This window comes from Halobacillus sp. 12SKB, from assembly GCF_052941655.1.
The window spans coordinates 1,563,747-1,586,427 of sequence record NZ_JBRFWR010000001.1; the positions used below are offsets into that span (position 1 = coordinate 1,563,747).

Genomic DNA, 22,681 nt, shown 5'->3' on the forward strand with positions numbered 1-22,681 from the left:
ATATGACAAAGGGCGGAGGGGAATGGCGAGACTCCTGCGGGAAAAAAGTGCAGGGTGAGACCCCACAGGACGCAGTCCGAGTTATCATGAACGAAACTAGCCCCTTACTCGTAAAATCGTAGGTTGAGTTGGGTAGACTGTTTACTGTTAAAAACACTACCTAAATCAGAGCTACATTACGGAAGGAGCTAGTTACTATGAAGGATACCATTAAATACGTAGGTTTAGACGTATCAAAAGAAAAAATTGCTGTTGCTATTGCGGAGGAAGGTAGAGAGAATCCGAGGTATTTTGGAGTTATTCCTCACACCCCAGTAGGAATAAGAAACTTAGTGAAAAAACTCGGAGATCCCTCCACCTTGCGTTTCTGCTATGAGGCTGGACCTACTGGATACCCATTGTACAGGCAGTTTCTTGCCTTAGGACTTCATTGTGAGGTTATTGCTCCGTCTCTAATACCCCAAAGGCCAGGGGAACGTATTAAAACCGATCGACGAGATTCCATCCGCCTCGCTCAATTATACCGAGCTGGTGAGTTAACTTCGATTTATGTTCCTACCCACGAAGACGAAGCTCTTCGTGATCTTGTGAGAGCTCGCGAAGATGCGAAAGAAGACGAGTTAAGGGCTAAACACCGTTTGACCAAGTTCTTACTTCGCCATTCCATTCAACCACCTAGCGGAGTAAACGCATGGACAAAGAAATATCGGGAATGGCTAAATGCGCTTAAGCTTGAAAATTCTTTATTACGTTGCGTCTTTCAAGAATATTACCACCATCTTCAAGAAATTGAACAGCGTATTAAACGCTTTGAAGAAGAAATTCATATCCAAGCGGCGGAAGGCATTCATGCACCTACGATTCAAGCTCTCCAATCCTTAAGGGGAATAGCTCAGATTACGGCTGTAAGTCTTGTCGCTGAGATTGGTTCCTTTAAACGCTTTTCAACCGCTAAACATTTCATGGGGTATGTAGGGTTGATTCCGAGCGAATCGTCGAGTGGGGAAAGTCGTAAACAAGGAAGTATCACGAAAACAGGAAATCGTCATGTGAGGCGTTTATTGATTGAGTCTTCTTGGAGTTATCGACACCAACCGGCTGTAAAAGGAGATTTGAAAAAACGACAAAAAGGACAGCCGGCCAATATTCTGTCGATCTCTTGGAAAGCCCAACACAGACTTCACAATAAATACTTTCGTTTATTATCTAGAGGAAAAGAACAGGGGAAAACAATCACCGCCGTAGCCAGAGAATTGGCAGGATTTATTTGGGCTGTGACTCAAGAATTAGATGAAGAAATCTGCCATTAAGCACTGAGATATAAAAAGATGAAACGTAAGTCTCTTACCCATAGATTTATGAGATTAGGGCTCGAAGGCAAAGAAGAACACCGGAAAGGAAAACCCACGTGCCTCCTTTGTGCTATATCTACTCAGATTAACGCACGTTCCGAGTTAGTGGAAACGTCCTTTATACGGAAAGATAAAATGTGAAAACCCACGAATATCAGAATGCTAACCGCAGCTGAGTTTTTGCCTTCGTGCCGTGCCCTCATCGTCTAACGAAAAGGAGGAAAGTATCTTCTTAAGCTTGAAAATAGAGTCTCATCCCTTGGAGTGACAGTCAAGGAAAGCACTTGACAGCCACTCCAAGGGATGAGAAGGAATCAGTAAGCTAAAGAAGGACCCACTGTGTCTTATCAAGACAAAAATCCACCATTGATAAAGAAGCTAAAAACAGCTTCTCTTCTTTAAAGCGTCTTATTTTAATCCAACGATAAATGTAGTAGGGGTATCTTGACAGTTTCGTTCATATCAGGAGGCTCACCGCGCTCCCGCGGAAAGCGAGCTATTCCCCGCAGCCCCCATACTCTCAACAAAAGTCTCGAAACGGAGTCTTCCCCATAGTGGAAAGAGAAATTTTTACAGAAATTTTGACAAACAGAACGTACGTGCGCAGGAATACGTCATTCCTATATAGAAAATACATGGATAGAGAGATAGTGAGAGGAATTTATACTAAAAAGATGATAGAAGGGAAGGTAGAAAGCATGGCAAATCGAATCCTTATCGTGGACGACCAGCCAGGAATACGACTCCTGTTAGAGGAAATCCTCAAAACAGAGGGATACGAAACCGTTAGCGCAAAAACTGGCCGTGAAGCATGTGACCTTGTGGAAGAACAGGACATGGATCTTATTATTATGGATTATAATCTTCCTGTCATGCACGGCAGAGAAGTGTTGCTCTACTTAGAAGAAATGCACTTTGGTTCACCCGTCATCATCATTACAGGGGCATCCAAGGAGTCAATTGAGAAGGAAGTGGATTTTCCTTTTGTAACCGATATCATAACTAAGCCATTCGACATCCATAAATTGAAAGAAATGGTTAATGGAACCCTTGTTCACAGCCGTTCATGACTTTTTTCTTGATGTAAGCGCTATATAATCCTCCTGCTGTTGCACCATAGAAAGGGTATTGGTATTCTATTACTGTAACCAAACTTACATGGTGTGTTTTCGTATGGAAACAGACTTGTAAATACAATGCAGTACGCTAACTAAAGGAGGATTCTTTCATGCCACTAGTATCAATGAAAGAAATGCTAGAAAAAGCTAAGGAAGAACGCTACGGCGTAGGTCAGTTCAACCTTAATAACTTAGAATATGCTCAAGCGATTCTTCAGGCTGCTGAAGAAGAGCAGTCTCCAGTAATCCTGGGTGTATCTGAAGGTGCAGCACGTTACATGGGCGGCTTCAACGTTGTTGTCGACATGGTAAAAGCACTGATGAAGTCTTACGGTACAACGGTACCTGTTGCGATTCACTTGGACCATGGTTCAAGCTTTGAAAAATGTGCAGAAGCGATCCACGCTGGATTCACTTCTGTAATGATTGATGCTTCCCACGATCCACTTGAAGAGAACATTGCAGTTACTCGTAAGGTTGTTGAGCTTGCACACATCCACGGGGTATCTGTTGAAGCAGAGCTTGGCCGTGTAGGTGGACAAGAAGATGACATCATCGTTGACGATGCTGAAGCAGCATATGCAATCCCTTCTGAGTGTAAGCAATTGGTTGACGAAACAAACGTTGACGTATTTGCACCAGCGCTTGGTTCTGTACACGGACCTTACAAAGGTGAGCCGAACCTTGGCTTTGACCGCATGGAAGAAATCATGGGACTTGTTGACAAGCCACTTGTTCTTCACGGTGGTACAGGTATCCCGACAGCTGATATCAAGAAAGCTATTTCTTTCGGTACAGCTAAGATTAACGTAAACACTGAGAACCAAATGGCTCAAGGTAAAGCCGTTCGTCAGATTCTTGCTGAACAGCCTGAACAGTACGATCCACGTAAATATCTTGGACCTGGTCGTGATGCGATCAAGGAAACAGTTATTGGCAAGATGCGTGAATTCGGATCTTCTCAAAAAGCGTAAAAATAGTTTGGAGGAAGCCGCTACATTGTAGCGGTTTCCTTTTCATCATGTATGAAAACGCCATCATTCGACCTTTTTCATCAATTTGGAGCAAAAAAATGAAGCGAAGAGGAGTGGGGATATGAAATTTTTCATCGATACGGCTAACATAGAAGATATTCGGGAAGCGAATGCATTAGGGCTCTTAGCGGGTGTAACGACAAATCCGAGCCTTGTCGCGAAAGAAGGAGTTTCTTTTCATGACCGTCTGAAAGAAATCACCGATGAAGTGGATGGTTCTGTCAGTGCAGAGGTTATCTCTGAAGATTCAGAAGGGATGATTCAAGAAGGGAAGGAACTTGCTGCGATTGCGCCGAACATTACAGTGAAAGTCCCGATGACGCTGGAAGGCCTGAAAGCAGTGAAAGCTTTCAGTGATTTGAATATCAAAACAAATGTAACCTTGGTTTTCTCAGCCAATCAGGCTTTGATGGCAGCCCGTGCCGGTGCCTCCTACGTATCACCATTCCTTGGAAGACTGGATGATATCGGTCATAACGGAATGGAACTCGTGGCGCAGATTTCAGAAATCTTTGACCGTCATGCCATTGATACAGAAATCATTGCAGCATCTGTCCGCCACCCTGTTCACGTAACAGAAGCTGCTATACACGGGGCGCACATTGCTACGATTCCTTTCAAAGTTCTGAGTCAGATTGTTAAACACCCATTGACGGATCAGGGGATTGAAAAATTCTTGAATGACTGGAATAATCAAAAATAGTCGTGTGCTTTGGAAAATATTGCACATACTAAAATCATAATCTTCACCTTAAAGCGAGGAGTTTCACATGCATAAACTATTAGTGGAAGGCGGAAGACCATTACGTGGACAGGTCCGGGTGAGCGGTGCAAAAAACAGTGCTGTAGCCTTGCTGCCAGCAGCAATTTTGGCAGAAACCCCTGTGACCATCGAAGGTCTTCCGGACATTTCTGATGTCGGGATCTTGTCGGACTTGTTGGAAGAGATCGGTGGCTCGGTGCGTAAAGATGGAAGAACCGTACATATCGATCCCTCTGAAATGGTCGACATGCCCTTGCCGAATGGGAAAGTTAAAAAGCTGAGAGCTTCCTATTATTTTATGGGAGCGATGCTTGGTCGTTTTAATAAGGCTGTCATCGGCCTGCCTGGTGGTTGTCATTTAGGGCCAAGACCGATTGATCAGCACATTAAAGGGTTTGAAGCTCTTGGTGCTAAAGTGACAAATGAACAAGGAGCGATTTATCTTCGTGCGAGAGAACTGAAAGGTGCCCGTATTTATTTAGATGTCGTCAGTGTGGGGGCTACGATCAATATCATGCTGGCTGCCGTCCGTGCAAAAGGGAAGACGGTCATCGAAAATGCAGCGAAGGAACCTGAAATCATTGATGTGGCCACCCTGTTGACAAGTATGGGGGCAAAAATCAAAGGTGCAGGAACAGACGTCATCCGTATAGAAGGTGTGGATACACTGAAAGGATGTCTTCATACGATCATCCCCGACCGGATTGAAGCAGGCACGTACACGATTATGGCTGCTGCACAAGGCGAGGAGATGATCATTGATAACGTCATTCCGCAGCACTTGGAGTCGCTATTGGCGAAGTTGAGAGAGATGGGAGTCACCATCGAAGAAAATGATGAGCAGCTGTACGTCAAACCAGGGAAAGACTTGCGGAGCGTTGACATTAAAACACTCGTGTATCCAGGCTTTCCGACAGATTTGCAGCAGCCGTTTACTTCCTTGCTCACACAGACCCAGGGCACAGGTGTCGTTACAGATACCATCTATCAGGCCCGTTTCAAGCATGTTGATGAATTGAGGCGTATGAATGCTTCCATCAAAGTCGAAGGTGGTTCTGCTATTGTGACAGGCCCTTCCAAGTTGCAGGGGGCGAAAGTGAAAGCGACAGACCTCCGTGCAGGTGCAGCTCTGGTCATAGCTGGACTGATGGCTGAAGGTGTCACCGAAATCACAGGTGTGGACCACATTGAACGAGGATATGAAAACATTACGAACAAGCTGATCGACTTAGGTGCAAAAGTCTGGTATGAGGAAATGTCAGACGAAGAAATCGAGCAATTCCAAAATTCATAGGTTCATGATTTCCATGGGGAGATGAGGAAAAATCTTTGATTGATTGGGGAGATCACCATGGAAAGAAGTCTATCGATGGAATTAGTAAGAGTCACAGAAGCAGCAGCATTGTCATCGGCGCGTTGGATGGGAAGAGGTAAGAAAGAGGAAGCTGATGATGCGGCAACCTCAGCCATGCGCGATGTGTTTGATACGATCCCGATGAAAGGGACAGTCGTGATCGGAGAAGGGGAAATGGATGAAGCGCCTATGCTTTATATCGGTGAAAAACTTGGCAATGGCTACGGAGCGAGAGTGGATGTGGCTGTCGATCCACTCGAAGGGACGAATATCGTGGCCCAAGGTACATGGAATGCCCTTGCTGTCATTGCTATCGCTGATCATAAGCAGCTGTTACATGCCCCTGACATGTATATGAATAAAATAGCCGTAGGTCCGGAGGCTGTGGGAAAAGTGGATATCAATGCTTCCATTGCTGAAAATCTGCAAGCCGTCGCTGAGGCTAAAAAGAAAGATGTGGAAGATGTCGTTGCCGTCGTCTTGAATCGAGAACGCCACCAGGGGATCATTGAGGAGATCCGTGAGGCTGGCGCAAGAATCAAGCTGATCCCTGACGGTGATGTCGCCGCAGCCATCAATACAGCCTTTGATCATACAGGGGTGGATATTCTATTTGGAATAGGCGGCGCGCCTGAGGGAGTGCTCGCAGCTGTCGGGCTGAAATGTCTTGGAGGCGAAATCCAGGGCAAGCTCCTTCCTGCCAATGACGAGGAACGTTTACGTTGTGAACAGATGGGGATTGAAGATGTCGATAAAGTCCTTTACATGGAAGACTTCTGTGGAGGGGATGATGCGATCTTTGCAGCTACCGGTGTCACCGATGGAGAACTCCTCAAAGGCGTGCAGTTTAAAGGACAGAAAGCCACGACTCAAACGTTAGTGATGAGAGCTAAATCAGGTACGGTCCGCTTCATTGACGGCGACCACAGCCTGAAGAAAAAGCCAAACTTAGTCATGAAACCATAACGAAAACATCCTTCAACAAAGAGAGAGGAAGCTGTAGCACAACCAGCTTCCTCTTCATCTCAAATAGCCCACCTTCTTAAACATTTCAGAAATTAACATTGAAACTGTAGAAAGACAGGAGTACAATAAAGATTGTTTGATTAGGATAGAAGGTAGTGACACACGTCCCCTTATGCTTCTATTTATTGACTTCACTTAAACTTCTTCTCATTCTTCTAACAAAAAAAGTTCTGCTGAAGGAATGTTATCCTCTGTATGGGAAGCAGATCTTCTATTAAAGCAGGACCATTCAATAAATCCTTTAGAGAAGTTTTTAATTCAATATGTAAAAAGACGTCATGTCTGAGGGTTTTTAGCCTTTCCTTCTTTAGGGATGTGAAAAACTTCATGTCTGACAAAGGTTTTTATGCGTTCGTCTGCATGACTTCAAAATAAAGAAAACTAATAAAAAGTGGTGATTACGTGGCGGATTTAACAATCTCCAATTTAGAAACAATGACATTGAAAGGGCTTTATGCCAAAGCTAGGCAATATAAAGTCTCTTATTATGCAAAACTAACAAAGCGCGAATTGATTTTTGCGATTTTAAAAGCACAGGCTGAAAAAGATGGTTTTCTTTTCATGGACGGTATTCTTGAGATTATACCTTCAGAAGGATTCGGATTTTTACGACCGATCAATTATTCTCCAAGCGCAGAGGATATCTACATTTCTGCATCACAAATCCGTCGTTTTGATCTAAGAAACGGGGACAAGGTATCCGGTAAGGTGCGTCCACCGAAAGAGAACGAACGTTATTATGGTCTTTTACATGTGGACGCGGTAAATGGTGAGGATCCAGACTCTGCAAAGGAAAGAGTACACTTCCCTGCATTGACTCCATTGTATCCGGATCGTCAAATGAAGCTTGAAACGGAGACGAAAAAGCTTTCCACACGAATCATGGATTTGATGTCGCCTGTTGGTTACGGCCAGCGTGGTCTGATTGTCGCTCCACCAAAAGCAGGAAAGACGATGCTTTTAAAGCAGATGGCCAACAGCATCTCTACGAACCACCCCGACGCGAAGCTTATCATTCTGCTTGTTGATGAACGTCCGGAAGAGGTAACCGATATTGAACGCTCGGTCGCGCCTGATGTGGATGTTGTCAGCTCTACGTTCGATGAAGTTCCTGAGAACCACATTAAGGTTTCTGAACTGGTGCTGGAAAGAGCCATGCGTCTTGTTGAGCATAAGCGTGATGTTATTGTTCTCATGGACAGCATCACTCGTCTAGCTCGTGCGTATAACCTGGTTATCCCACCAAGCGGACGTACATTGTCAGGAGGAATCGACCCGGCTGCCTTCCATCGTCCGAAACGGTTCTTCGGTGCTGCGCGTAACATTGAAGAGGGCGGGAGCTTGACGATTCTTGCCACCGCGCTTGTGGATACAGGCTCGCGCATGGATGACGTCATTTATGAGGAATTCAAAGGGACAGGAAATATGGAACTGCATCTTGACCGCAGCCTTGCCGAGCGCCGGATCTCCCTGCCATTGATATTCTTCGTTCAGGAACAAGAAAAGAAGAGTTGCTTCTGCCGCAAACTCACCTTGATAAAATCTGGGCCATTCGGAAATCCATGTCTGATTCTCAGGACTTCACGGACAGGTTCCTGCGCCGCTTGAGAGCATCGAAAAATAATGAAGAGTTTTTCGACCTTATGGATAAAGATATGAAAGGTAAAGCAACAACCGCCCGTCGTTAAAAAGGTTTCACGGTTTCTTGAAACTGGATGTTGCATCAGGGGGGAGCCCCTGTTATAATCATTCTATGTGAGTTTCAGTACAAGGTGTTATCACGAACCTTCGACGGCTCTTACAATAACTCTGTTTCCAAAGGATTCAGGGCAAAAAGGAGTGGAAGAACATGAAAGCAGGAATTCATCCAGAATACCGTAAAGTCGTATTCCTAGACACAAGTTCTAATTTCAAGTTTCTAACAGGGTCTACTAAGACTTCTGAAGAAACGATCGAGTGGGAAGATGGAAACACGTATCCATTGATCCGCGTAGAGATTAGTTCTGCGTCTCACCCGTTCTACACAGGTAAGCAGAAAGCTGACAAAGCTGGCGGCCGTGTGGATCGCTTCAAGAAGAAATATAACCTTTCATAATTATGATACCCCCTCTTTTGAGGGGGGCTTCATCATTTTGAACAAAAACAGGCAAATTGTCTCAGATGTTTGCCTGTTTTTTTGTCAAAAAATAGGGGTATAAAAGTCTTTGTGAGAAAGACGCTATACTCTGCAAAGGACTTATCAATAAGGGGAGCTGTCCTTGGTGATCAAAGCCGCCTTTAAATCGGCGTCATCAAGGGAGCTCTTTTTTGTTGAAATAAAGGGGAGGATACCGGATGATCCCCCCATATTTGAAGCTTGATTGAGTGAGAAGGGAGCGACAGTAGACGTGTATGTAATGAAACAAAGCGGATGGGTCGAACTCATCTGCGGAAGTATGTTCAGCGGGAAATCAGAGGAGTTGATCCGCCGTGTCAGGCGTGCGACTTTCGGTAATTTGACAGTCCGTGTCTATAAACCTGCGATTGATGACCGGTACAAAGAAGATGCAGTTGTATCTCATAATGGCACTTCTGTGATGGCTCGTCCTGTGAAAAGCTCGTTGGACATCCTTCAACATGTGACGGATGAAGTGGATGTCGTAGGAATCGATGAATTGCAGTTTTTTGACGAGCATATCGTAGAGGTCGTAGAGTGTTTGGCAGACAAAGGCATACGCGTCATCGTCGCTGGACTGGATACAGACTTCAGAGGTGAACCTTTTGGCAAAATGCCTGAAATGATGGCACTGAGTGAAAGTGTCACAAAATTAAATGCCATCTGCCCTATTTGTGGTTCACCGGCCAGCCGTACTCAACGCTTGATCGATGGAGCGCCCGCTTCCTATGACGACCCAATCATCCTGGTTGGTGCCTCAGAATCATACGAACCGCGTTGCCGCCATCATCACGCAGTACCTAACAAGCCCAGGCAACAGGAAGTGAAAAAGGTTTACGCTGAAAAAACAACATAAACCACTACTCAGACAGCTGATCTCCAGCTGTCTTTTTCTTTTTCCCTATTTTTAAATAGAAGCTCCCTATAATGGAAGACTTAGTTTCGAGACTTATGTTGAGTGGATGGGGGCGGAGGAGAATAGCTCGCTTTCCGCGGGAGCGCGTTGAGCCTCCTCGGACTGCGTCCTGTGGGGTCTCACCCTGCACTTTCTTCCCGCAGGAGTCTCGCCATTCTCCTTCGCCCCTTTGCGATATAAGTGTCTCGAAACCCCTTCCGGAATTAGCTTCTTTTATGGACCTGGTAATTGGAGGGGATGAACTCCTAAGGACGAAATTCTGCATGAGAAAAGCTTGTTATAGAGCGCTTTATTCTTATAAAAGCAGGATAGTGGAAGGCATCCTCCCACAATAATGGGGGTCGTTGATCACCTTCATAGAATGGGGTGGTTGGGAAGCTGCGAGACTCCCGTGGGAGAAAGGAGATCGGCGAGATCCCGCAGGGCGGTAGCCCGAGGAAGCTCGGCACTCCCCCACAGGAAAGCGAGTAGCTTCCCAGCCGCCCCTGACGCCCAACCCGGGTAACGAACCCCCAGAACATCTCGAAAGTGAGTCTTCCATAATCCTGCCAGTTAGTGGAATGAATGTGCTGTCTTATTTACTCGATGTGCTCGGTTCCGTTTAAAAAACGGTGTTATGTGATACTTTAAATGTAGATAAACGTTTGGTCTGGGGGGATAGGAATGGAGAAAAGATCTATTCAATCAGAAATGTCGAGCTATATTGGTAAGTTGCTGCGTGACCACTTCGGAAAAGGACCCTCCTCTGTATTCGTCTCTATGGAAGGGAAATTCCTTACCATTTATTTGAAAGATTTTCTTGCGCCAATGGAACGGGTTTTAGTTGGGCAGAAAAATGATAAAAAAGTGGAAGAAACACGAGACCTCATGATGAGAGAGTTGATTCCTGATATAAAAGCAACGTTTCGCGCCAGTGCGGGAATATATGTCGACAATCTATATTATGACTGGTCTTTATCTAGACAAACCGGTGTACTCATCGGAGTGATTACTACAGATAACCCTGAAGACGATGATGGATTAAAATCTTATGAACACAAAGACGCTGTACATGAAGAAGTGGAAGAACTGAGCAGGAAAGCAGAAAAAACACCTGTTTCTATTCGATCATTTTTGCTGAATGAACGGACATTACTGATAGAACGGAATGGAATATTGGTAGCTATTGAGAAGGAAATGATCCAAGCAGGATACGAACAGCCTTTAAAAATTTCCAAACGGAGGCTGGAAAAACGTCTTTTGAATCATGCCTCTTTTGAAACGATTCTTGGCGCAAGCGTAGAAGATGCCTTTGTAGACTGGGATTTCAATAAGGACCGTAGTTATATGGTTCTAATATTGAAACCATAGAGAGGGGGATATAGAATGGTCGGCGAAAAGAACAGCAAGCTGCTGGAGAAAACGTTATTGCTTGAAGAATGCATGAATGCCTATAAGTACGCGGTAGAAACTGTACAGAAAAACAGCCCGCTTATGGATGAAATGGCTGCTTCATGTGCGGAAGTTTGCAAAATGGCGGCAGAAGAATGCTTGACGCTTGGGGTGATGGAAAACGATAAAATATACCTCATGTGTTTAGAGTATGTCCATTTGTGTGAGGAGCTTGAAGGGAATCAAAGGATTAGACAAGAAGACATGAAGAAATCCGTTTGATCCCGGCTGTTTTCATATCGTCTATTCTGTACTATAATAGAGATTGGGATGAAACGAAAACGTTTGATCCTTACTTGTGCTTAACCATTGAACGAAGATAACATTTTTATATATTATTCGGTAACATTGATCTGGACAATAGAGCTAGACAAAAGCCGAAAAGTATCTTTCTTTCTACAAGTGGATACTTTTCGGCTTTTTTGTGTTTTTGAGCTGATTATGCTCAACGAAAGGAGTATGCGCTCTGTATCGTATAGTTGGATTAGATAGCCACCGTATCGTTATTGAGTTTAGGAAAGATAACAAGGATTTGGTATTTGAAAATTATTCAGATGCTGAAAAGTACCTGAAAAAAATCAAAGAAGAAAACATTATTCCTAAAAAATATCAGTTACTCATCCAAGAGTAAGTCATCAAACCAAGCGGCCCCTCCCGCTTGGTTTTTTTACGCTTCATTCACTAATGTTCCCTTTACTTAAAGACTTATTGTCGAGACTTTTGTGAGAGTTTAGGGGCTCCGGGAAAAGGTTCGTCTTGCTCCATCGTCCAGACACTTGCGTCATAAGCTGATCGTGAAAGCTCGATATAGAGATCTTTTCAACTAGAGAGCAGGGGTTGTGGAAGACGAGCTTCCTCGGGCTAAGGCCGTGCGGGATCGCGCCTATCTCCTTCTCCCGCCCGCGGGAGTATCGCAGCTTCCCAACCACCATCGCATTAATATATATGATAAACGCACTCATTCACCAAAAAGGAATCCCTATGTTGTACGCAAGAATTGCTCTAAGGTTAGGAATCCAAATACCTGACTCGGGTGCATAATTAGACCACTTCCATCAAGTTGAGAATGAACTGTTTCTAGAAGTGGTTTCGAGCCACCAATATGGCAAAGGGGCGGAGGGGAATGGCGAGACTCCTGCGGGAAGAGAGTGCTTGGTGAGACCCCACAGGACGAAGTCCGAGGAGGCTCACCGCGCTTCCGCGGAAAGCGAGTTATTCCCTGCAGCCCCAACCCCCTCAACAAAAGCCTCGAAATCAAGTCCTCCACAGTCCTGCCATTATGTTAAATAACTAATGGGGCATAAGTGGAGTGGTTTCGGAGACAATAACGGTAAAAAGAGAAGAGGTGCTAGAGATGAAACGATTTTTACTTATGGCTGGAATGGCTGTTGTTTTGTTAAGTGCGTGCGGGTTGCAGGGAGACAAATATCAAGGCATGACAAGCCGTGATGATATAGAGAACATGGGCTACAATAATGAAGTGACTCGCGGACAGGAGAGTCCACGTTCCATGAACAAAGTCGGACATACGTGGGGACTGAAGCAGGATAGGGAGAATATGAAAGAAGCAGCCCAGCAACTTTCCGGGGTCGAAGTGAAAAGGATTGCGCTTGAAGCTAACCAAGCGTGGGTGACGGTACACATCAAAGGAGATGAGGATCTTTCCAAAGAGGAAAGAGCCGAATGGGAAGCTCAAATCCAGGAAGCTGTTTACCAGGCTGTCCCCCGTTATGACATTCATGTAAAGATTAAATAACTTACTTTATACGGGGAAATGACTAGAGGTCTGCGGGAGATCCGTGGGAGAAAGTTGTTTCCCTTTTTCAACTTAAAGAATAGCCTGTGGAGTGGAAGCGGATTTCGTGAGGTCATCTTCTTGAGGAATGGGTTGAGCGGTTGTATCCATGACCTCTCTATAATATAATTAGAATGTTATGGAGAAAGAGGTGCATACCATTGATCGAACGTTTACAAACATTAGAAGATCGTTATGAAAAGTTAAACGAATTACTTAGTGATCCTGAAATTATTTCTGATACGAATAAACTGCGTGAGTATTCCAAAGAACAATCCGGGCTGCAGGAAACAGTGATGGCTTATCGTGAGTATAAAGAAGTGGCAGAGCAACTGGATGATGCGAAGGCGATGCTTGACGACAAAATGGATGCGGATATGGTGGAAATGGTCAAAGAAGAAATTCATGAACTGTCCACCCGCAAACAAGATCTTGAAGAACGCTTGAAAGTTCTCATGCTGCCGAAAGACCCGAACGATGATAAGAACGTCATCATGGAAGTGCGTGGCGCAGCAGGTGGAGATGAAGCCGCTCTATTTGCAGGTGATCTTTACCGTATGTACGCACGTTATGCAGAGGCCCAAGGATGGAAAACGGAAGTCATTGAAGCGAATGCAAGTGACGTTGGTGGTTACAAGGAAATCATCTTTATGGTGTCTGGAAACATGGCTTATTCCAAGCTGAAGTTCGAAAACGGCGCTCACCGCGTCCAGCGTGTACCTGAAACGGAATCAGGTGGGCGTATTCATACTTCTACCGCGACTGTCGTTGTCATGCCTGAAGCGGAAGAAGTCGAAGTAGAGCTGCATGATAAGGATATTCGAGTTGATACCTTCGCTTCAAGTGGACCGGGAGGACAGAGTGTTAATACCACCATGTCTGCTGTACGTCTGACTCACGAACCTACGGGAACCGTTGTCTCTTGTCAGGATGAAAAATCTCAGATCAAAAACAAAGAGAAGGCGATGAAAGTTCTTCGTGCTCGTGTTTATGATAAGTTTCAACAGGAAGCCCAGGCAGAATACGATGAAAACCGTAAGTCAGCTGTAGGTACAGGAGACCGTTCTGAGCGAATCCGTACGTACAACTTCCCACAGACACGTGTGACGGATCACCGGATCGGTCTAACGTTACAGAAGCTTGATCAGATTCTCCAGGGGAACATGGACGAAATTATTGATGCTCTCTTAATTGAAGAGCAGACGAAAAAAATGGAGCAGATTGGTGAATAGTATGCAGCCTACTTTTACGTCGATTCGGGAAGCCCGCCGCTGGGCTTCTCTTTTTTTACAACAACATCAAAGGGAACCGAGGGTGGCTGATTTATTACTGGAACATTTTTTGAATTGGACACCATCCCAGCTTCTTGCCTTTGACGATGAATCGTTACCTGAGGAATTGGAAATCCGGTTCGTTCAAGCAGTCAGGCAGCATGCGGATACAGGGGTGCCTCTTCAGCACCTTACAGGCGTCGGTCATTTTTATGGACGGGAATTTCAAGTCAGTGAAAACGTTCTGATTCCAAGGCCTGAAACCGAAGAGCTGGTTCTTGGCGTTATGGATTATGTCCGTCAGAACAACATGAAAGCTCCAAGGATTGTTGACCTTGGTACAGGAAGCGGGGTCATTGCAATCACGCTTGCGACCGAACTTCCGGGCAGTGATGTAAGCGGTGTGGATCTATCAGGAGAAGCTCTTGAAATAGCCGAGAAGAATGCAGTACGTCACGGCGCTGATGTTCAATTTTACCAAGGGAACTTTCTGGAATCGCTGCTTGATCAGCCATTCGACATTATTGTGTCCAATCCTCCGTATATTGCTTTTTCTGAAAAAGAAAAAATGGAGGATACGGTGGTGGATTTCGATCCGGAGATGGCTTTATTTGCTGAAGAAGAAGGGCTGGCTGCTTATAAAACCATCCTTATCCAAACTTCTAATATGAAACAAAGGCCGAAATGCATCGCTTTTGAAATTGGTCATGAGCAAGGGGCATCGGTCTCAGCGCTTATCCACGAGATGATGCCGGAATTCCATACAGAGGTACGGCGGGATATAAATGGGAAGGATCGCATGGTCTTTGCCTTTACCAATAAAATAGAAGATTAATAGATTTATCGTTTAAAGTCTATGCTTCCTGTCCATACTAGCGACTAGTAGAGGGACAGGGAGGAAAAGAAAATGAAAAACAGTTTGCTCTTATTATTATCTTTATCTATTATTATTGCGGTCCTCCCGTGGGGACAACAAACGAAAGCACAGCCTGAATTTCAGATAATTCCGGATGAAGCCATTCGTCTTCGCATATTAGCGGATAGTAATGACCAGGCGGATCAAAAAGTCAAACGTATGGTTAGAGACGAGGTCAATGCTGAAATTACGGAATGGGTAGCTGAATTGACTTCGATCGAAGCAGCGCGGGAATTGATTCAAAGTCGTCTGCCTGAGCTTCAGGAAATTGTAGGGCAAACCCTTGATAAGGAAGGGATCCAACAGAATTATACGGTCGATTACGATTCTAGTGTTCAATTTCCGACGAAGCTATATGGTTCCTTTGTCTATCCGGCTGGAGAATATGAAGCGATTCTCATTACATTGGGAGAAGGAAAAGGGGATAACTGGTGGTGTGTCTTGTTCCCGCCTTTATGTTTCCTTGATTTCTCTAATGGTACGAGTGTAGCAGAAGCAGAAGAAGTGACGGAAGAAGAAGTAGAAAAAGAAGAGGAAGAAGAAGTGCAGTTCTTTGTCGTGAAAATATGGGAAAGCATCTTTTCCTAGCATAGAATCCACACCCCTTTTCATAGAGTAGAACAAAGGGGTGTGGATTCTATTATGTATATCGAACAAGTAGAGGATGAGCTGTATCAATTGAAGAAAGCCGACCAGCCGATCGGATCGTTCCGGCTGATCCAACTATCCAAGGGAGCCGGCAAGCTTGAACAGCTTCAAGTAAAAGATCATATTTCTCCCGGTAGGATCTTAGAGGTGTTTGAAGTGATCCAAACCTATGTGGGAAAAGTAGGGTTAAAAGAGCTGCATGTGGAAAGCCATTCCGATACACTCGACTTTCTTTTGCAACACCAACAGTTCAAGAAAAAGGATGTCGAAAAAAGATTGTGGATTTATGAAGTTAATCACAGTTAATTGTGCATAAGTCGCTTAGTTATTCACAAAAGGGGTATTGTTTGTTAATAACTTGTGAATAAAAAAATTCCATACTCAAATTTACTAACGGATTCTTTGGATATGTGGGTAAAATTGTGGATAACTTGAGGACATCTTGTGAATAATGTCTAAATTTGCGATATTTTGTAGAATTAATCATAATAGACAGTGACAGCAGATACGGAATAAAGGGGTACGTACGATGAGTATGGAAACAAAATGGTGGAAACAAAGGAAGAACTCAAAAGATATGGATGCTCATGTCCAAGAAGCTTCGGCTCTACTTAGGGAAAAACAGGTGGTCGCTTTTCCGACGGAAACAGTCTACGGTTTAGGTGCGGATGCAACGGAAAAAGAGGCGGTCCAACGGATTTTTGAGGCCAAAGGCCGACCAGCAGATAATCCTTTAATTGTTCATGTGGCAGATGAGGATCAAGTGAGTCAGTTAGTATCTGAGATTTCCCCTGTGGCACGGAAACTGATGGATGAATTCTGGCCTGGCCCGTTGACTCTTGTTCTCAAGAGTAATGGGACAGCCGCTGAAAATGTGACGGCGGGATTATCCACAATTGGAATTCGAATGCCGGATCACCCCCTTGCTCTTTCCTTACTCCGTAAAACGGAAAAACCATTAGCCGCGCCAAGCGCAAATCGATCTGGAAGACCAAGTCCTACCACGGCCGATCACGTCTATCAGGATTTGGATGGAAAAATTGCCGGCATTTTGGACGGGGGTCCGACAGGTGTCGGAGTGGAATCAACCGTTGTGGACTGCACGACTGAAATCCCTATCATTTTAAGGCCGGGCGGGGTAACAAAGGAAGATTTAGAAAAAATTCTGCCGCAAGTAATGATGGATCCCGCTCTGGCGGATGAAGAACAGAAACCTAAATCTCCGGGAATGAAATATACGCACTACGCACCGGAAGCACCGCTGTGGCTGGTGGATGGCAATGATGCTTTCTTTTCCGATCAACTTCATCAATTGAAGAAAGATGGAAACCGCGTCGGAGTGATTGCAAGTGATGAACTAGCTGAAAAACTCAGCCACAATTCTCTTATACGTTGTGGTTCAAGATCCCAGCTTAATCAAGTAGCAGAAAAACTTTATGGAGCCTTAAGAGAATTCAAAAAGTCTGATGTAGACCTGATTCTATGTGAAACTTTTCCTGAAGAAGGTGTAGGAGCGGCTATTATGAACCGATTGAATAAAGCCGCTGTCAAAAGAATACAAACCTACTGACATACGCCCCTTCTCTCATGCATACGATGATATAGCATGTCCGGGGAGGGGAAGTTTCAGTTGGAGCATATGACATCACTCATCTTGTTATCGATCGCTTTAGGTCTGGACGCATTCTCTGTTTCATTAGGAATGGGGTTGCAAGCGGTAAGGTTAAGGCACGCTTTTTTTACTGGGATTGTCATCGGAGTTTTTCATATGGTCATGCCTGGATTAGGAATCTTACTTGGAAAGTGGCTGTCAGATAGTGCAGCGGAATGGGCTGAATTAGCAGGGGGAGTTATGTTGTTTGGCTTAGGCGCTTATGCGGTCTTTGCTTCGTTCACTGAAAAACACTCCGTTTCATACCGAATGACTGGTATCGGGGTGTGGTTATTCGCATTAAGCGTAAGCATTGACAGCTTCCCGGTTGGATTTAGTTTAGGCTTAAGGGAAGCGGAAGTGTTTATCTCTGTCCTTTCCTTCGGTGTATTCAGTATGGTGCTGACATGGACAGGCTTCATTATCGGCCGTCGAGCCGGAGGTTTACTTGGAACATACAGTGAACTTCTTGGAGGAAGTATATTGTGTGCATTAGGGTTGAATGCCATTTTTTGACATATTTTTCGTCTGATCTGTACCTATGGTACTATAGAGAAAATGGACTATCGATGAGGGGAAGATTGGCTATGAATATATTATTTGTCTGTACTGGAAATACATGCCGAAGCCCAATGGCTGAAGCATTGCTTAAATCGAAGTTTGAAGAAGGAAATGTTCAATCCGCAGGAATTTTCGCGGGCAAAGGAGAACCTCTGGCAAAGAATTCGGAACTCGTTCTTCGGGAAATCGATTTAGAACTGAGCCACAAAACAAGACCTATCGATCGGGATCTTTTGGAATGGGCAGACCTTGTACTCACCATGACCGACCGTCATAAACAAACCCTCGCACTCCAATATCCAGACTATCAAGAAAAATACTATACGCTAAAAGAGTATGTCCTCATTGATGAAAATCAATGGCAGCACTTAAAGAACCTTTACGCAGCCTTTGAAGAGAAGCGTCTGTCTATTATAAATGAATACAAAGGCAAGATGGATGATCAGGAACTGGAACAAAAATTGTTCGCTGAACTTGAGAAAGAAATAAAAGAAATCGACCAGCGGGAGAAAGAGCTTCCAGATTTGAATATCATAGACCCTTTCGGGGGTAATATCACCATTTACCGGAATACCCGTGATGAATTAAATCACTACATTGAACGTCTCGTAGAGAAGCTTCACGACGAGGAATAAGACGGTTCTTTCACACATGCCATCCTCGTCCTCTCATTGTTTTATGACATCATCTATACATATCCCCAAAATCCCAGAGACTCCTCTGGGATTTTTTATATCCTCCTTTTCCAGAAAATCTCCCTATTTTTGAAGACTCAGTTTCGATACTTTTGTAGAGTGGATGGGGGCTGCGGGGAATAGCTCGCTTTCCGCGGGAGCGCGGTGAGCCTCCTCGGACTTCGTCCTGTGAGGTCTCACCCTGCACTTTTTTCCCGCAGGAGTCTCGCCATTCCCCTCCGCCCACTTTTCGTAAGACATTCCGGTGAGACTCCTGTGGGAAGTGCGTGGTAGATGAGACCCCGCAGAGCGTTAGCTCGAGGAGGCTCATCACTCGCCCACGGAAAGCGAACCTTTTCCCGGAGCCCCTAAACTCCAACGAAAGTCTCGAAATCAAGTCTTACACAATCCTGCCAAATACTTTAATAAAATAGAAGGGGTGGTAGATGGAAAGAGTGGGATGGAGAGCATTGACAGGGGAGAGGGAAACTGTCACGATAAGATTGATATTAGAAGACGGGAGTGTCTATAGATGAAAGTGATCCTTGCCTCCGACCATGGCGGAGTGAACTTACGAAAAGAAGTAGCAGACGTTTTGAATGAACTTGAAGTAGAATTCGAAGACATCGGGTGTGATTGTGAAGATTCCGTCGACTATCCAGACTACGCAATCCCAGCAGCAGAACGTGTAGCAAACGGAGAATTTGATAAAGCGATCCTCATCTGTGGAACCGGGATCGGTATGTCGATCTCCGCTAATAAAGTGAAAGGAATTCGTGCCGCGTTGGTACATGATCTTTTCACTGCTAAAGTCACTCGTGAACATAACGACTCGAACGTATTATGCATGGGCGAACGTGTCATCGGACCAGGTTTAGCTCGCGAAATTGCGAGAACATGGGTGTCAACAGACTTCGAAGCAGGTCGTCACAAAAGACGTGTTAGTAAGATTGCCGAATATGAAAATAAGTAATACAATGGGATATAGAAAAGCTGAAGCTTTTTTAATAGCTGATGCTGACAATTGAAGGAGGAGCCTGACGCTTCTCCTTTTTTTGTAAAATAAGCCGCTTATAGGGTGTTTACCCTATATGTGCTCACACATAGAGGGGGTAGAATAGTGACGGATGTCAAGAAGATTCAAACGGATGTTCGTTCTGTTGTTGATCAGCTTATGGAAACGGGCAGCCTTCAACCGGGTGTTTTTGTTATTGGTTGTTCAACAAGTGAGATTGCAGGGGAAAAAATCGGTACTTCAGGAAGTGAAGCCATTGCTGAAGTGGTTTTCAGTGAGCTGCAACATCTTTCAGAGCGCGCCGGCGTTCATCTCGCTTTTCAGTGCTGTGAACATTTGAATCGTTCGTTAGTTGTCGACCGTTCAGTGATGGAAAAGGAGCGTTTGACAGAAGTTTCTGCTGTTCCTGTTCCCACGGCGGGTGGATCAATGGCCTCCTTTGCTTATAAGCATATGAAAGATCCAGTACTTGTGGAGAGGATAGAAGCCAAGGGTGGACTGGATATCGGTGACACACTCATCGGGATGCACTTGAAGCGTATAGCCGTTCCACTTCGTGTGGCTCAAAAAAATATCGGCCACGCACACATTACGGCAGCGAAAACTCGACCTCCTCTCATAGGTGGGGCACGTGCGGTTTATGTAAGTCAAGAAGAAGCAGGTTCTTGTGATCATTAGGAATGGAAAGGGGAAGCTAGACCATGAATCATGTAAAATCAGCAGATGCAGAAATTTTTGCAGCCGTTCAAGATGAAAGACAACGCCAACAGGATAATATTGAATTGATTGCTTCAGAAAACTTCGTTTCAGAAGCAGTGATGGAAACGATGGGTTCTGTGCTTACGAATAAATATGCGGAAGGCTATCCGGGCCGTCGTTACTACGGGGGTTGTGAACACGTAGACGTTGTTGAAAACTTAGCCCGTGACCGCGCGAAAGAACTGTTTGGTGCCGATCATGCAAACGTTCAGCCGCACTCTGGTGCGCAAGCGAATATGGCTGTTTATTTCACCGTGCTTGAACATGGTGATACGGTGCTCGGTATGAATTTGAATCACGGCGGTCACTTGACCCATGGTAGCCCCGTTAACTTCAGTGGTAAGTTGTACAATTTTGAAGAGTACGGTGTGGACGAGAAAGATGAAACGATTGATTATAATGCTGTGCTTCAAAAAGCCAAAGAAGTACAACCTAAATTAATCGTTGCAGGGGCCAGCGCTTACCCGAGAGAAATTGATTTTGCTAGATTCCGTGAAATCGCTGATGAGGTCGGAGCTTATCTTATGGTCGACATGGCACATATCGCAGGGCTGGTGGCTACAGGGCTACACCCGAATCCTGTACCTCACGCTCATTTCGTCACGACAACGACCCATAAAACATTGCGTGGTCCTCGTGGTGGAATGATTCTTTGTGAAGAGTCTTTCGCTAAGAAGATCGACAAGACTGTTTTCCCAGGAATGCAAGGTGGTCCTTTAATGCACATCATTGCAGCTAAAGCTGTGTCCTTTAAGGAAGCCTTGCAACCAGAATTCAAAACATATTCCCGACAAATCATCGCCAATGCGAAGCAATTGGGCGAATCCCTTGTTGAAAAAGGGGTAGATCTTGTTTCTGGTGGCACAGACAACCACTTACTCTTACTTGACTTACGCAGCAAAGGCTTGACCGGCAAAGTAGTAGAAAAAGCTTTAGACGATATTGGTATTACGACAAATAAAAACGCCATCCCGTTCGACCCTGAAAGCCCGTTCGTAACAAGCGGTATCCGTATTGGTACAGCGGCTGTTACGAGCCGTGGCTTCAAGGAAGCGGAAATGGAGGAAATTGCAGATCTGATCGCCTTCACTCTAGATCATCATGAAGATGAAGCGAAAATGAAAGAAGCGGAAAAACGTGTACGCGAATTAACGTCCCGCTTCCCGTTATATCAGACACTCAACTTTTCTTCCATTTAATAAATGGAATTCACCAAGAGCCACTAGATTGATCTAGTGGCTCTTATTAAAGAATCTGGCAGGATTATTGAAGAATTGAATTCAAGACTTTTGTTGAGTGGATGGGGCCTGCGGGGAATGACTCGCTTTCCGCGGGAACGCGGTGAGCCTCCTCGGACTGCGTCCTGTGGGGTCTCACCAAGCACATTTTTCCCGCAGGAGTCTCGCCATTCCCAGCCACCCCTGACGCTCACCATAGGCAACGAACCCCGAAACATCTCGAAATTGAGTTTTCAACTAAAGGGAGCATTTTTGTAATAATTCGTAATACGATCATAGGTTGCGGAGAGGTTTCTTTTTCTGTACAATTTAAAGGATGTAAATTTTCAGAAGGAGTGAATGGCAATGGCAAACGTTTATGTACTGGATCACCCATTGATTCAACATAAGTTGACGTACATACGTAAAAAAGAGACAGGGACAAAAGACTTCCGTGAATTAGTAGATGAAGTAGCAGCACTTATGGCCTTTGAGATCACCCGAGATCTTCCACTAGAAGAAGTGTCTATCGATACACCAGTTGTACAGGATGCGAAGGCAAAAGTACTGACAGGTAAGAAGATTGGACTTGTTCCTATTCTAAGAGCCGGGCTTGGTATGGTGGATGGAATTATCCAATTGATTCCAGCTGCGAAAATCGGACATGTCGGACTTTACCGCGATCCAGAAACATTGCAGCCCGTCGAATATTATGTGAAGCTTCCAAGTGATATTGAAGAACGTGAACTGATTGTCATCGATCCGATGCTTGCGACAGGCGGATCAGCCAATGAAGCAATCCACTCCTTGAAGAAACGTGGAGCAAAACAAATTCGTTTAATGTGTCTAGTAGCTGCGCCTGAAGGTGTAGAAGCTGTGCAGGAAGAGCATCCGGACGTGGACATTTACCTTGCAGCTCTTGATGAAAAATTGAACGAAAAAGGATACATTGTACCAGGATTAGGAGATGCGGGAGACCGTTTGTACGGAACTAAATAAAACCACTTCCTCATTAAAGGAGGAGC

Annotated in this window: 22 protein-coding genes and 1 pseudogene; all 23 read left to right on the forward strand. The window is 44.8% G+C overall.

Going from position 1 to position 22,681, the window contains the following annotated elements; genetic code table 11:
• The first annotated feature begins 197 nt into the window (after positions 1-197).
• The 23 genes and pseudogenes from ACQ4XT_RS07605 (at position 198) to upp (ending at position 22,655) form a co-directional block, all read left to right on the forward strand.
• On the forward strand, positions 198-1,310 hold the full coding sequence (locus tag ACQ4XT_RS07605; RefSeq protein ID WP_446852965.1) for an IS110 family RNA-guided transposase: 1,113 nt from the start codon (positions 198-200) through the stop codon (positions 1,308-1,310).
• A gap of 740 nt (positions 1,311-2,050) precedes the next feature.
• Positions 2,051-2,422 (forward strand): response regulator, encoded by a 372-nt coding sequence (locus tag ACQ4XT_RS07610; protein ID WP_446853158.1) that lies wholly within the window; start codon positions 2,051-2,053, stop codon positions 2,420-2,422.
• A 158-nt stretch (positions 2,423-2,580) separates the two neighbouring features.
• The gene (gene fba, locus ACQ4XT_RS07615) at positions 2,581-3,444 is read left to right on the forward strand and encodes a class II fructose-1,6-bisphosphate aldolase (RefSeq protein ID WP_146817642.1); all 864 of its coding nucleotides are present in this window, start codon (positions 2,581-2,583) and stop codon (positions 3,442-3,444) included.
• 121 nt (positions 3,445-3,565) lie between these two features.
• Positions 3,566-4,207 carry a fructose-6-phosphate aldolase gene (gene fsa, locus ACQ4XT_RS07620; protein ID WP_446853159.1) on the forward strand — a complete coding sequence of 214 codons (642 nt, stop codon included), beginning with the start codon at positions 3,566-3,568 and terminating at the stop codon, positions 4,205-4,207.
• A gap of 67 nt (positions 4,208-4,274) precedes the next feature.
• Positions 4,275-5,561, forward strand: a complete 1,287-nt coding sequence (murA, locus tag ACQ4XT_RS07625) for a UDP-N-acetylglucosamine 1-carboxyvinyltransferase (protein WP_446853160.1) — start codon at positions 4,275-4,277, stop codon at positions 5,559-5,561.
• A gap of 57 nt (positions 5,562-5,618) precedes the next feature.
• Positions 5,619-6,587 carry a class II fructose-bisphosphatase gene (gene glpX, locus ACQ4XT_RS07630; protein WP_089654857.1) on the forward strand — a complete coding sequence of 323 codons (969 nt, stop codon included), beginning with the start codon at positions 5,619-5,621 and terminating at the stop codon, positions 6,585-6,587.
• Positions 6,588-7,049: 462 nt separating this feature from the next.
• Positions 7,050-8,335 (forward strand): annotated as a pseudogene (rho, locus tag ACQ4XT_RS07635) (transcription termination factor Rho).
• A gap of 161 nt (positions 8,336-8,496) precedes the next feature.
• The gene (locus ACQ4XT_RS07640) at positions 8,497-8,742 is read left to right on the forward strand and encodes a type B 50S ribosomal protein L31 (RefSeq protein WP_008632303.1); all 246 of its coding nucleotides are present in this window, start codon (positions 8,497-8,499) and stop codon (positions 8,740-8,742) included.
• A gap of 292 nt (positions 8,743-9,034) precedes the next feature.
• Complete coding sequence (locus ACQ4XT_RS07645) at positions 9,035-9,658, forward strand: thymidine kinase (RefSeq protein WP_446855618.1); 624 nt, start codon at positions 9,035-9,037, stop codon at positions 9,656-9,658.
• 723 nt (positions 9,659-10,381) lie between these two features.
• Positions 10,382-11,068 carry a Na-translocating system protein MpsC family protein gene (locus ACQ4XT_RS07650; RefSeq protein WP_446853161.1) on the forward strand — a complete coding sequence of 229 codons (687 nt, stop codon included), beginning with the start codon at positions 10,382-10,384 and terminating at the stop codon, positions 11,066-11,068.
• 15 nt (positions 11,069-11,083) lie between these two features.
• Complete coding sequence (locus ACQ4XT_RS07655; protein WP_446853162.1) at positions 11,084-11,371, forward strand: four-helix bundle copper-binding protein; 288 nt, start codon at positions 11,084-11,086, stop codon at positions 11,369-11,371.
• A gap of 1,132 nt (positions 11,372-12,503) precedes the next feature.
• Positions 12,504-12,905, forward strand: a complete 402-nt coding sequence (locus ACQ4XT_RS07660) for an LptM family lipoprotein (protein WP_446853163.1) — start codon at positions 12,504-12,506, stop codon at positions 12,903-12,905.
• Positions 12,906-13,105: 200 nt separating this feature from the next.
• Positions 13,106-14,176 carry a peptide chain release factor 1 gene (prfA, locus tag ACQ4XT_RS07665; RefSeq protein ID WP_446853164.1) on the forward strand — a complete coding sequence of 357 codons (1,071 nt, stop codon included), beginning with the start codon at positions 13,106-13,108 and terminating at the stop codon, positions 14,174-14,176.
• 1 nt (position 14,177) lies between these two features.
• Positions 14,178-15,050: a peptide chain release factor N(5)-glutamine methyltransferase gene (prmC, locus tag ACQ4XT_RS07670; RefSeq protein ID WP_446853165.1), complete on the forward strand. Its 873-nt coding sequence runs from the start codon at positions 14,178-14,180 to the stop codon at positions 15,048-15,050.
• Positions 15,051-15,122: 72 nt separating this feature from the next.
• Entirely contained in the window at positions 15,123-15,719 is a 597-nt protein-coding gene (gene spoIIR / locus ACQ4XT_RS07675) for a stage II sporulation protein R (RefSeq protein ID WP_446853166.1), read from the forward strand.
• A 54-nt stretch (positions 15,720-15,773) separates the two neighbouring features.
• Positions 15,774-16,085, forward strand: a complete 312-nt coding sequence (locus ACQ4XT_RS07680; protein WP_226592730.1) for a hypothetical protein — start codon at positions 15,774-15,776, stop codon at positions 16,083-16,085.
• 229 nt (positions 16,086-16,314) lie between these two features.
• Entirely contained in the window at positions 16,315-17,349 is a 1,035-nt protein-coding gene (locus tag ACQ4XT_RS07685; RefSeq protein ID WP_446855620.1) for an L-threonylcarbamoyladenylate synthase, read from the forward strand.
• A gap of 69 nt (positions 17,350-17,418) precedes the next feature.
• On the forward strand, positions 17,419-17,946 hold the full coding sequence (locus ACQ4XT_RS07690) for a manganese efflux pump MntP (RefSeq protein ID WP_446853167.1): 528 nt from the start codon (positions 17,419-17,421) through the stop codon (positions 17,944-17,946).
• Between the two features lie 71 nt (positions 17,947-18,017).
• Entirely contained in the window at positions 18,018-18,626 is a 609-nt protein-coding gene (locus ACQ4XT_RS07695; RefSeq protein WP_446853168.1) for a low molecular weight protein arginine phosphatase, read from the forward strand.
• Positions 18,627-19,197: 571 nt separating this feature from the next.
• The gene (rpiB, locus tag ACQ4XT_RS07700) at positions 19,198-19,638 is read left to right on the forward strand and encodes a ribose 5-phosphate isomerase B (RefSeq protein WP_206947519.1); all 441 of its coding nucleotides are present in this window, start codon (positions 19,198-19,200) and stop codon (positions 19,636-19,638) included.
• 147 nt (positions 19,639-19,785) lie between these two features.
• On the forward strand, positions 19,786-20,358 hold the full coding sequence (locus ACQ4XT_RS07705) for a TIGR01440 family protein (protein WP_446853169.1): 573 nt from the start codon (positions 19,786-19,788) through the stop codon (positions 20,356-20,358).
• Between the two features lie 23 nt (positions 20,359-20,381).
• Complete coding sequence (glyA, locus tag ACQ4XT_RS07710) at positions 20,382-21,638, forward strand: serine hydroxymethyltransferase (RefSeq protein WP_446853170.1); 1,257 nt, start codon at positions 20,382-20,384, stop codon at positions 21,636-21,638.
• Between the two features lie 384 nt (positions 21,639-22,022).
• The gene (upp, locus tag ACQ4XT_RS07715) at positions 22,023-22,655 is read left to right on the forward strand and encodes a uracil phosphoribosyltransferase (RefSeq protein ID WP_160910913.1); all 633 of its coding nucleotides are present in this window, start codon (positions 22,023-22,025) and stop codon (positions 22,653-22,655) included.
• The last annotated feature ends 26 nt before the right edge of the window (positions 22,656-22,681 follow it).

What these genes read in the sequence shown, in the direction of transcription:
- ACQ4XT_RS07605 (WP_446852965.1), top strand. Translation starts at nt 198, where the DNA reads ATGAAGGATACCATTAAATACGTAGGTTTAGACGTATCAAAAGAAAAA.
- ACQ4XT_RS07610 (WP_446853158.1), top strand. Translation starts at nt 2,051, where the DNA reads ATGGCAAATCGAATCCTTATCGTGGACGACCAGCCAGGAATACGACTC.
- fba (WP_146817642.1), top strand. Translation starts at nt 2,581, where the DNA reads ATGCCACTAGTATCAATGAAAGAAATGCTAGAAAAAGCTAAGGAAGAA.
- fsa (WP_446853159.1), top strand. Translation starts at nt 3,566, where the DNA reads ATGAAATTTTTCATCGATACGGCTAACATAGAAGATATTCGGGAAGCG.
- murA (WP_446853160.1), top strand. Translation starts at nt 4,275, where the DNA reads ATGCATAAACTATTAGTGGAAGGCGGAAGACCATTACGTGGACAGGTC.
- glpX (WP_089654857.1), top strand. Translation starts at nt 5,619, where the DNA reads ATGGAAAGAAGTCTATCGATGGAATTAGTAAGAGTCACAGAAGCAGCA.
- ACQ4XT_RS07640 (WP_008632303.1), top strand. Translation starts at nt 8,497, where the DNA reads ATGAAAGCAGGAATTCATCCAGAATACCGTAAAGTCGTATTCCTAGAC.
- ACQ4XT_RS07650 (WP_446853161.1), top strand. Translation starts at nt 10,382, where the DNA reads ATGGAGAAAAGATCTATTCAATCAGAAATGTCGAGCTATATTGGTAAG.
- ACQ4XT_RS07655 (WP_446853162.1), top strand. Translation starts at nt 11,084, where the DNA reads ATGGTCGGCGAAAAGAACAGCAAGCTGCTGGAGAAAACGTTATTGCTT.
- ACQ4XT_RS07660 (WP_446853163.1), top strand. Translation starts at nt 12,504, where the DNA reads ATGAAACGATTTTTACTTATGGCTGGAATGGCTGTTGTTTTGTTAAGT.
- prmC (WP_446853165.1), top strand. Translation starts at nt 14,178, where the DNA reads ATGCAGCCTACTTTTACGTCGATTCGGGAAGCCCGCCGCTGGGCTTCT.
- spoIIR (WP_446853166.1), top strand. Translation starts at nt 15,123, where the DNA reads ATGAAAAACAGTTTGCTCTTATTATTATCTTTATCTATTATTATTGCG.
- ACQ4XT_RS07680 (WP_226592730.1), top strand. Translation starts at nt 15,774, where the DNA reads ATGTATATCGAACAAGTAGAGGATGAGCTGTATCAATTGAAGAAAGCC.
- ACQ4XT_RS07685 (WP_446855620.1), top strand. Translation starts at nt 16,315, where the DNA reads ATGGAAACAAAATGGTGGAAACAAAGGAAGAACTCAAAAGATATGGAT.
- ACQ4XT_RS07690 (WP_446853167.1), top strand. Translation starts at nt 17,419, where the DNA reads ATGACATCACTCATCTTGTTATCGATCGCTTTAGGTCTGGACGCATTC.
- ACQ4XT_RS07695 (WP_446853168.1), top strand. Translation starts at nt 18,018, where the DNA reads ATGAATATATTATTTGTCTGTACTGGAAATACATGCCGAAGCCCAATG.
- rpiB (WP_206947519.1), top strand. Translation starts at nt 19,198, where the DNA reads ATGAAAGTGATCCTTGCCTCCGACCATGGCGGAGTGAACTTACGAAAA.
- glyA (WP_446853170.1), top strand. Translation starts at nt 20,382, where the DNA reads ATGAATCATGTAAAATCAGCAGATGCAGAAATTTTTGCAGCCGTTCAA.
- upp (WP_160910913.1), top strand. Translation starts at nt 22,023, where the DNA reads ATGGCAAACGTTTATGTACTGGATCACCCATTGATTCAACATAAGTTG.